This window comes from Pseudomonas sp. MD195_PC81_125, from assembly GCF_014060985.1.
In the GTDB taxonomy this organism is placed as follows: Bacteria; Pseudomonadota; Gammaproteobacteria; order Pseudomonadales; family Pseudomonadaceae; genus Aquipseudomonas; species Aquipseudomonas parakoreensis.
The window spans coordinates 1-9,339 of the sequence record NZ_JABULD010000188.1; the positions used below are offsets into that span (position 1 = coordinate 1).

The following is a 9,339-nucleotide window of genomic DNA, read 5'->3' on the forward strand; positions in this document are numbered from 1 at the left end:
GCTGCGATCTTTTTGATCTTTGTTTTTTTACAATCAAAAAGATCGCAGCCTCGTTTCACTCGACAGCTCCTACAGGTGCCGTGTTTGCAAAGATCATCGCCCACAAAAAAACCGCATCGCTGCGGTTTTTTTTGTGTCTTGCGTTCGAGGTCAAACGAACAGCGACAGCAACAGAATGAAGCCCAGGCCCACCACCGACAGGATGGTTTCCATCGCTGTCCAGGTCTTGAACGTCTCGGCCACGGTCATGTTGAAGTACTGCTTGACCAGCCAGAAACCGGCGTCGTTCACATGGGACAGGATCAACGAACCGGCACCGGTGGCCAGCACCAGCAGTTCACGGTTGACGCCCGGAATCATCCCCACCACCGGCACCACGATGCCCGCGCCCGTGATGGTCGCCACGGTAGCAGAACCGGTGGCGATACGAATCACCGCCGCTACCAGCCATGCCAGCAGGATCGGCGAGATCTGCGCGCTGACCGCCATGTGGCCGATCACGTCGCCCACGCCGCTGGTTACCAGCATCTGCTTGAAGCCACCACCGGCACCGATGATCAGAATGATCGCGGCGGTCGGCGCCAGGCTCGCGTCGAGCCACTTGAGCATCTGCTGTGAACCGATGCCCTGCTTGTGACCGAAGGTATACAGCGACAGCAGCAACGCCAGCAGCAGTGCCGAGATCGGATGGCCGATCATGTCCATCCAGGTGCGGAAGAAATGACCGTCCGGCAGCGCGACGTCAGCGAAGGTTTTCAGCAGCATCAGGAACACCGGCAGCAGCACAGTGACCAGGGTGATGCTGAAGCTCGGCAGGTTCTGCGAATCGGTTTCGCGGGCCAGTTGATCGACCAGTTCCTGATTCGGCGTGCCGGGAATGTGCTTGGCGATGAACGTACCGAAGATCGGGCCGGCGATGATGGCGGTCGGCAGCGCCACGATCAGACCGTAGAGGATGGTCTTGCCGATGTCGGCACCAAACACGCCGATTGCCAGCAGCGGGCCCGGGTGCGGCGGCACCAGACCGTGTACCGCAGACAGACCGGCGAGCAGCGGAATACCGATCTTGATGATCGACACCCCGGTGCGTCGGGCAACGATGAACACCAGCGGAATCAGCAGCACGAAGCCGATTTCGAAGAACAGCGGAATACCGACCAGGAACGCGGCGAACATCATTGCCCACTGCACTTTGTCCTTGCCGAACGCGCGGATCAGGGTCTGCGCGATCTGATCGGCGCCACCGGATTCGGCCATCATTTTGCCGAGCATGGTGCCCAGCGCAAGGATGATGCCGACGAAACCGAGCACGCCACCGAAGCCGTCCTGGAACGCCTTGATGATGGTGCCGATCGGCATGCCGGACGTCAGGCCGAGGAACGCGGCCGCGATGGTCAGGGCGATGAAGGGGTGAATCTTGAATTTGGTGATCAGGATAATCAGACCGATTACCGTGACCACTGCATCGAGCAGCAGGTAGGCGTCGTGGGACATGCCAAACATTGGGGGTGTCTCCTGGCTTGTTGTTGTTATTAAAGCGGGTTAAACAGAATTCGTGAGGACAGCGCTAACTCTTTCAACACACTCATACCGCCTGTTTCAGACCATGAGCCTGCCACCAGACGTGCGCCTGGGCCGCCAGCTCTTCAACGCTGTGGATCGAAGCATTCAGCGCCAGGGTCAACGGCTCGCCGACCGGCGATTCGAGAGTGGCAAACTGGCTTTCGATCAACGTTGCCGGCATGAAATGGCCCGGGCGATGGGACACGCGGTCGGCAGCCACTTCTGGGGTCAGCTCAAGGAACACGAAGCCCAGGCCTGGCAAGGCACTGCGCAGCACTTCGCGATAACTGTGTTTAAGCGCCGAGCAGGTCAGCACCGGACGCTCGCCGAGTGCATCGACACGACGCAACTCAACGCACAGGCTGTCGAGCCAGCCGGCACGGTCGTCGTCGTTCAGGGGGATCCCCGCGCTCATCTTTTCGATGTTGGCGGCCGGATGAAAAGTATCGCCTTCAATGGCAGTGGCGCCGCTCAATTGGCACAGGGCCTGGCTGACGCACGTCTTGCCGCAACCGGCAACGCCCATGATGACCAGGGCGGTGATGGGATGACTCATATAACACCTCAGCGCGCAGACAGCGCTACCTTTGCTAGCTATGACTCTAGTGCACAGGCAGAAGTTGCCGACGCCTTCTTGTCGTTTTTTTGGGTTGCAGCAGGTTGTCGCCCAACGCCAAAAAGCGAGGATCAGGCAGGACCTCGCTTACGCATTTGCAGCTGCATCAGGACAGCGCTACCTTAGTGCCTTGATTTTTGTTTGGCAAGCCGCCCGATGACCACCCCTAAAAACGATAAAAACACTCGCACCACCGGCCGTCCCACCCTTAATGAAGTTGCCCGCCTTGCCGGCGTGAGCCCGATTACCGCGTCCCGCGCCTTGCGCGGGGTCAGCACCGTGGCCACCGAACTGGTGGAAAAAGTGCAGAAAGCCGCGCTCGAACTCAACTACGTGGTCAACCCTGCCGCCCGCGCCCTGGCCTCGGCGCAGAGCCATTCGGTGGTGGTGCTGGTACCGTCGCTGTCCAACCTGCTGTTCATCGACACGCTGGAAGCCATTCATCGGGTGTTGACGCCCAAGGGCTTCGAAGTGCTGATCGGCAACTTCCACTATTCGCGCGATGAAGAAGAAAACCTGCTGCGCAACTACATGGCTTATCAGCCGCGTGGTTTGCTGTTGACCGGATTTGATCGCACAGAAAGTTCGCGGCGGATGATTGAAGCCAGCAACATTCCCTGCGTGTACATGATGGAACTGGACAGCGCGGCCGGCGTAAATTGCGTGGGTTTCTCGCAGCTCAGCGCCGGCGAAACCGCGGCCGAGCATTTGCTCTCGCGCGGTCGCAAGCGTCTGGCCTATATCGGCGCACAGCTCGATCAACGCACCTTGTTGCGCGGCGAGGGTTTTCGCAAAGCCCTGCAGAAGGCCGGGCGCTATGACCCGGACCTGGAAGTGCTGACCCCACGCTCCTCGTCGGTGGGATTAGGCGGAGAGCTGTTCCTGCAACTGCTGGCGGCGCATCCGGACGTCGATGCGATCTTCTTTGGTAACGACGACCTGGCGCAGGGCGCCCTGCTCGAAGCGCTGCGCAACGGGATCAAGATCCCCGAGCAGGTGGCGATCCTCGGCTTCAACGACTTGCCGATGTCCGAGCACATGGTGCCGCGCCTGAGCAGCATCAACACCCCGCGCGAGGCGATTGGCCGGCGCGCGGCGGAGCAGATGTTGACGTTGATGGCCGGCAACAGCGTGGCGCGGCCGGTGGAAGACATGGGTTTTGAACTGAAGATTCGCGAGAGTACCTGACCTCTGAAATCCCTGGGGTGATCACAAATGCCAAGGTGAAACCCAATCTCCCTGTGGGAGCGAGCTTGCTCGCGAAGGCGGTGTGCCAGATAAGCAAATGCCAGCTGACACGACGCCTTCGCGAGCAAGCACGCTCCCACAGGAGATCTGTGTCGGGTTCAGTGGCTGAGCAGTTCGACGAGGGCCGACGCGCCCTTCTGCAGTGGCTGGCTCTTGAGCCACACCGCGTGTACCGGCAGCACCAGGCCATTCTCGATGTTGCGGAAATTCAGGCGTTGCAAGCGCCCGCTGTCCAGCCACGGCTGCACCACCGACAACGGAAAATTGCCCCAGCCCAGTCCCGCCTCAACCATCTCCAGCGCCGCCTCCAGCGTATCGGTGCGCCAGTGCGATTCGGCCACCAGCGGCCGGGTTTCGCTGATCGGCAAATCACGACTGGCGACGAAAATCTGCCGCACATGCACCAGGTCTTCAAGGAACAGATCCTGCCCCTGCAACAATGGACTGTCCGCCGCCAGCGTGGCGATCATCCGTTCGCTGCCGACAAACTGAAAACGCTCCAGCACGTTCATGCTCAACCCGGCAAACGCCAGACAGACGCTGACGCGGCCACGGTGCAGCATCGCCAGCACATCGTCCTGCGGCGCGGTCAGCACTTCGATGTCGAGCAGCGGATGACGTTCGGCAATCACCTTGATCGCGGCGAGCAAGCGCCGGCGATCGATGTCGGCGACCACACCAATCGACAGCTTGCTCTCCAGCCCCAACGACAACTCCACCGCATGCACCTGCAGCTGCTTGAGCTGCTCGGCAATCAACCGCGCATGGGGCACCAGTGACAGCGCCATCGCCGTCGGTTGCGGTTCGCGATGGCTGCGGTCGAACAAGGCATAGCCAAGCTCCGCCTCAAGATTGCCGATGCCCATGCTGACCGCCGAAGGCACCCGGCCCAAAGCGCGGGCGGCGGCGGAGAACGAGCCACGATCAATCACCGCAAGAAACAGCTCGATGCTGTCGCTGTTGAAATTCAAAATACCACCTATCATCAAAACTGAAAGCTGCTGACTTTTTCTGTCACCAGCATTGAAGCTATCTTTCGCCGCCTCCGCCAGTCCCGCTGGCCAACACGTTGCAAGAAAGAGGCAAATCCCATGCAAGGCGTCAAACGCAAACTGGTCTATGTGTCGCTCTACGAAGTGATCGGCATGACCTTCTCCGCCCTCGGCCTGGCGCTGTTGTCCGGCACCTCGCCCGGCAGCACAGGCCCACTGGCGGTGATCATCACCACCATCGCCGTGACCTGGAATTTCATCTACACCACACTGTTCGAGCATTGGGAAAGCCGCCAGAAATCACGCACCCGCACGGTCAAGCGGCGCATTGCCCACGCCGTGGGTTTTCAGCTGACACTGATCGTGTTCCTGATCCCGCTGATCGCCTGGTGGATGAACATCAGTCTGGTGCAGGCGTTCCTGCTGGATCTGGCGTTGATCATCTTCATCCCGTGCTACACGTTCACCTTCAACTGGCTGTTCGATCGCATTTTCGGCCTGCCGGCATCAGCGCTGCCCGATTCGGCCGCCGCGGCATAAATCGTTAATTGGTAAGCAGTTATTGCGAAAAATCGGCGGTATCTGCGGGAAAACCGCCAATATTCACAATCCAATCACTCCGATAGCAGGCTAAGCTTTTCCATCAATAAAAAATGGACCAGCCCCATGACTGCCCACGCTCCCGCCGCCGCGCCATGCGACGGCGTCGATCCGATACGCGCCGCCGAGATTTCCGCCCGCATCGACCGTCTACCCGCTGTTGCCACGATCTGGCGACTGGTGGCGCTGTTGTCGATTGGCGGTTTCTTCGAACTCTACGATTTGTTCCAGACGGCCTACATCAGCCCCGGGCTGATCCGTGACGGGATCTTCGCCACCGGCAATCAGGGTGTGTTCGGTTTCTCCGATCAGGCGGCGTTCGCGTCGGCGACCTTCCTGGGTCTGTTTCTCGGCGCCAGCCTGCTCAGTCCGTTGGCCGATCGTTTCGGCCGCCGCGCGATCTTCACCTTTGCGCTGGTCTGGTACACCGTGGCCACGGTGCTGATGGGCATTCAAAGCTCGGCGCTGGGCATCATCTGCATGCGTTTTCTGGTGGGGATTGGCCTCGGTATCGAGCTGGTGACCATCGACGCCTACCTCTCGGAACTGGTGCCCAAGCGCATGCGCAGTTCGGCGTTTGCCTTCGCCTTTTTCGTGCAGTTTCTCTCGGTGCCGGCGGTGGCGTTGATGTCGTGGTGGCTGGTGCCGCAGGCGCCGTTCGGTGTGTCGGGCTGGCGTTGGGTGGTGCTGGCGAGCGCGGTGTTTGCGCTGTTCATCTGGTGGCTGCGCAAGCGTCTGCCGGAGTCGCCGCGGTGGCTGGCGCAGCATGGACGATTCGATGAAGCCAATCGGATTCTCGACGCCATCGAAGCCCGCTGCGAGAAGGATCATCGCCAACCGCTGGATGCGCCTGAAGCCGTTCCGGTGGATGTCGAGGGCAAGGGCCGTTTCGCCGATATCTGGCAACCACCATATCGGCGTCGGGCGCTGATGTTGATCGTGTTTCACGTGTTCCAGGCGATCGGTTTCTTCGGATTTGGTAACTGGCTGCCGGCGCTGCTGTCCGGCCAGGGCGTCAGCGTCACCCACAGCCTGATGTACGCGTTCATCATCACCCTGGCCTACCCGCTCGGGCCATTGCTGTTCGTGAAGTTCGCCAACCGTTTCGAGAACAAATGGCAGATCGTCGGCTCGGCCCTCGGCGCCATGACTTTCGGCACCCTGTTCGCGTTGCAGACCAGCGCCTTCGGCCTGATCTTCTGCGGGGTGATGATCACCTTCTGCAACGCCTGGCTGAGTTTCAGTTATCACTCGTACCAGAGCGAACTGTTCCCCACCAACATCCGCGCCCGGGCGGTGGGTTTCTGCTATTCGTTCAGTCGCTTGTCGACGGTGTTCAGCAGCCTGTTGATCGGATTGTTCCTCGACCACTTCGGCACGCCCGGAGTGCTGGCGTTCATCGTCAGCAGCATGCTGATCGTGATGCTGACCATCGGCGGGTTCGGCCCGCGCACGCGCAACCTGGCACTGGAAAACATTGCCCATCGTTGAGGGCCGCACGGTCATCCTCTGCCGCCCGGCGGCAAGGGATGACCGCCTGGTTGCGCACGCACCAACAGTAAAGCCTTGAAATAGCAGGATGTTCTGCAAAGGCACGCTAATTGCTCAGCTATGCCCGTCAGCAATTATCCAAAGGTCTCCATCATGATGTTGGTCAGTGCCAAACAGCAGCAGCTCATCCACCTGCCCAAGCGGTTGGCGGATGACGCGACCACGACCGCCGCTGCCGGTCTGCAAAGCGGCCTGCACGGCGCCATGTTGCAATCGCTGCAGAACCAGACTCAGTCGCAAGCCACCGATGCAACCTCCAGGGTCCAGGATTCGGCCACGCAGATCGCCACCCAGCAAGTGGCCGCCGCCACGCGCATCAGCGATAACGTCGACGAAGCCTTCGCCAAGACCCGTGTCGGCCTGCAAACCACCGACGCCACGACTGCCGGCAGCACCACCGGCACCTCGGCCACCGACGCGTTCAAGGACTACATGAGCAAGTCGCCGGAGCAGCGTCTGCGCGACAGTATCCTTCAGAGCATGGGCATCACCGAAGACGACATCAAAGCCATGCCGCCGGAGAAACAACTGGCCATCGGCAAAGAGATCGCCGAGCGTCTGCAGGACAAGATGAAGCTGGCACAAGCGGAAAAAGACAACGCCAATGACGTCAAGGACAGCGACAAACTGGCGGACAAGTTTCTCGCAGCGCTTTAGTTTCATGCGAAACGGAACGGGGTCCATTGCGACCCTGTTCTCTCGTGCGCTCCCCCCCTTATTGCTACCACTCATCAGAAAAGCCTGAGACCTGTAAGAACTGACAGTGGTGCTCTTTCGACCCGCGCTTGTTAAATGGAACGGTGATCACATTCGTGCTCACGTACCTGGATCAGGAGATCATCATGGAAGCCAACGCATTCACCGGCACTTGCGAGTGCAATTCCACCTATAACGGAAATCCGGTTGGAGAGAACTTTAGTACAGAGAAGGTTGTTTTTGATCGCAGACTTTTCAAAGCGGACATGGGCGCTCAATTTGTTCAGATCATCTACCCCGCAGAGCTTGATCCCGGTACCCACGATCTGGTTTTCGTCTCAGAGGGAGTTCCTCAGCTGCAATATCACAATGGAAAAAAACTGCTCACACTCACTGGAACCGGGAAAGTCACCATCGGGCCGAATCTGGATACCCAAGTCGGAACGATTGACGCTAATTACTTTGATGATATAGGGCGGTTGATCGCGTTCAAGGGCGAATTCACTGCCAAGTACGAATTGAAATAACAGGAGCCAATAATAAAACAAGGGCAGTCGCTACTGCCCTTGGATGCCAGGACAATGTCCATCGCGATTTCAGAGCATCAGTTCAACTGCAACGTCGCATTGAACTGCCCGATCGCATCCACTACATGTCGTGACCCCTGCTGAATCTCCAGGATCACCTCCCCCGCCTCGTTCGCCAGTTCCACACCCAGCCCGGTGCGGCTCAGGCTCGACTGCATGCTCGACACCGCGCTCAGCGACAGGTCATGGTTTTTGCGCACCACTTCGACAATCTCCAGCGTCGCCTGACTGGTGCGCGCCGCGAGACTGCGCACCTCGTCCGCGACCACGGCAAACCCGCGCCCGTGCTCACCGGCCCGGGCCGCTTCGATGGCGGCGTTGAGCGCCAGCAGGTTGGTCTGGTCGGCGATCCCGCGAATGGTCTGGACGATGGTGCCGATGATGTCCGACTGCTTGTTCACCGCATCGATGCTCCGCGCCGCTTCGTTGAGGTCGCGGGAAATGTCCTGGATGATCTGCACCGTCTGCTGCACGACCTGTGAGCCTTTTTGTGCGCAGGCATCGTTCTGTACCGAAGTGCTGTGGGCCGATTCTGCGGCGTTTTGCAGCGTGGTCATCTGCTGGGTGATGTCACTGGCAAACTTCACCACCTTGTACAGGCGGCCCTTGGTGTCGAACAATGGGTTGTACGAGGCTTCGAGATAAACCATCTGTCCGGACTTGTTCTTGCGCTCGAAACGGTGCGAGTGATATTCGCCGCGATTGAGCGACGCCCAGAACGCTTTGTACTGCGCCGATTCGGATTCGGAACGATGACAGAACAGGCTGTGGTGATGGCCGACGATTTCCGGCAGCGTGTATTGCATGGTGCGCAGAAAGTTGTCGTTGGCGGTAATCACATTGCCCTCCGGGGTGAACTCGATCACTGCCATCGAACGGCTGATTGCCGCCAGCATGCTTTCTTCTTCATGCTCTTTGTTGACCCGGGCGGTGATGTCGGCGGCAACTTTTATGACGCTTTTGACCTGTTTGTCCGGGCCATACACCGGCATGTAACTGGCTTCAAGCCAGATCTCCCTGCCGGACTTGTTCAAGCGCAGAAACGTGCCGCTGATCGGCTCGCCCCGGGCCAGGTCGCGCCACAATCTGGCGTACTCCTCGCTGCGATAAAACGCTTCTTCGCAAAACACCCGGTGATGTTTGCCGCGCACTTCCTCGGCGCTGTACCCCATGGTCTTGCAGAAGTTTTCGTTGGCATCCAGAACAATGCCTTCGGGGGTAAATTCGATCATCGCCATCGAGCGGCTGATCGCTTCGAGCTTGGCATTGGCTTCGGTCAAGGCGCAGCTGAAACGCTCGATTTCCTGCAGGTCAGCCTTGTGATGTAGGTTGAACATGGTTGTATCACCTTCCGCGCGGTCTTTCGATTTGATGAAAGTTCAGGTCTTTCAGAATCCACCACTACGTTCCACAGAACAGGCACACGCATTCCTCCACAGGAGGAAGTTGTCAGGTGATAAATGATGTTTAATCCGAGCGTGTCATG

The 9,339-nt window shown here is 59.2% G+C and carries 9 protein-coding genes and 1 pseudogene; 5 read left to right on the forward strand and 5 right to left on the reverse strand.

Annotation, left to right across the window (positions count from 1 at the left end):
* Positions 1–150: 150 nt before the first annotated feature.
* Positions 151–1,503, reverse strand: coding sequence for a GntP family permease (locus HT737_RS08015; protein ID WP_047295923.1), 1,353 nt, complete (start codon positions 1,501–1,503; stop codon positions 151–153).
* 82 nt (positions 1,504–1,585) lie between these two features.
* Positions 1,586–2,119 carry a gluconokinase gene (locus HT737_RS08020; RefSeq protein ID WP_007969352.1) on the reverse strand — a complete coding sequence of 178 codons (534 nt, stop codon included), beginning with the start codon at positions 2,117–2,119 and terminating at the stop codon, positions 1,586–1,588.
* A 216-nt stretch (positions 2,120–2,335) separates the two neighbouring features.
* Between HT737_RS08020 and HT737_RS08025 the strand changes: the two genes are divergently transcribed.
* On the forward strand, positions 2,336–3,367 hold the full coding sequence (locus HT737_RS08025) for a LacI family DNA-binding transcriptional regulator (RefSeq protein WP_047295927.1): 1,032 nt from the start codon (positions 2,336–2,338) through the stop codon (positions 3,365–3,367).
* A 158-nt stretch (positions 3,368–3,525) separates the two neighbouring features.
* Here HT737_RS08025 and HT737_RS08030 read toward each other — a convergent pair whose 3' ends face one another.
* Complete coding sequence (locus tag HT737_RS08030; protein WP_182402129.1) at positions 3,526–4,398, reverse strand: LysR family transcriptional regulator; 873 nt, start codon at positions 4,396–4,398, stop codon at positions 3,526–3,528.
* Between the two features lie 120 nt (positions 4,399–4,518).
* On the opposite strand from HT737_RS08030, the gene HT737_RS08035 reads away from it, so the two are divergent.
* The 4 genes from HT737_RS08035 (at position 4,519) to HT737_RS08050 (ending at position 7,793) form a co-directional block, all read left to right on the forward strand.
* Entirely contained in the window at positions 4,519–4,959 is a 441-nt protein-coding gene (locus HT737_RS08035) for a PACE efflux transporter (RefSeq protein WP_182402131.1), read from the forward strand.
* 126 nt (positions 4,960–5,085) lie between these two features.
* Entirely contained in the window at positions 5,086–6,510 is a 1,425-nt protein-coding gene (locus HT737_RS08040) for an MFS transporter (protein ID WP_182402133.1), read from the forward strand.
* 156 nt (positions 6,511–6,666) lie between these two features.
* Positions 6,667–7,227 (forward strand): hypothetical protein, encoded by a 561-nt coding sequence (locus tag HT737_RS08045; RefSeq protein WP_121187810.1) that lies wholly within the window; start codon positions 6,667–6,669, stop codon positions 7,225–7,227.
* Between the two features lie 185 nt (positions 7,228–7,412).
* Positions 7,413–7,793 (forward strand): hypothetical protein, encoded by a 381-nt coding sequence (locus tag HT737_RS08050; RefSeq protein WP_131671178.1) that lies wholly within the window; start codon positions 7,413–7,415, stop codon positions 7,791–7,793.
* A 77-nt stretch (positions 7,794–7,870) separates the two neighbouring features.
* Here HT737_RS08050 and HT737_RS32660 read toward each other — a convergent pair whose 3' ends face one another.
* On the reverse strand, positions 7,871–8,410 hold the full coding sequence (locus HT737_RS32660) for a methyl-accepting chemotaxis protein (protein ID WP_236170321.1): 540 nt from the start codon (positions 8,408–8,410) through the stop codon (positions 7,871–7,873).
* 3 nt (positions 8,411–8,413) lie between these two features.
* Positions 8,414–9,190: pseudogene (locus HT737_RS32665) on the reverse strand (PAS domain-containing protein); the annotation flags it as partial.
* Positions 9,191–9,339: the final 149 nt, after the last annotated feature.